This window comes from Streptomyces sp. ADMS (assembly GCF_033441795.1).
Lineage (GTDB): Bacteria > Actinomycetota > Actinomycetes > Streptomycetales > Streptomycetaceae > Streptomyces.
Genome location: NZ_JAVFVX010000675.1, coordinates 1 through 208, shown reverse-complemented (window position 1 = coordinate 208; position 208 = coordinate 1). Strand labels below are relative to the sequence as shown.

The window sequence follows — 208 nt, the reverse complement described above, 5'->3', positions numbered from 1 at the left end:
TGATCCGCCGCAGCACCGAGAAGAAGCAACTGGCCGGCGGCCGCGTGGACTACGAGTACGCGTACTTCCTCGTCCATGCCCCCGCCGCCGACCCGGTCACCGAGGCTGTGTGCCGGGCCGGGGTCCGCTGGAAGATCGAGGAGAACAATGAAGTCGCCAAACAGATCACCGGCCTGGGCCAGTACCAGGTCCGACGCTGGACCTCCTG

Annotated in this window: 1 pseudogene; it reads left to right on the top strand. The window is 66.8% G+C overall.

The window, feature by feature from the left end:
• A pseudogene (locus tag RB628_RS42445) lies at nt 1–208 on the top strand (hypothetical protein); the annotation flags it as partial.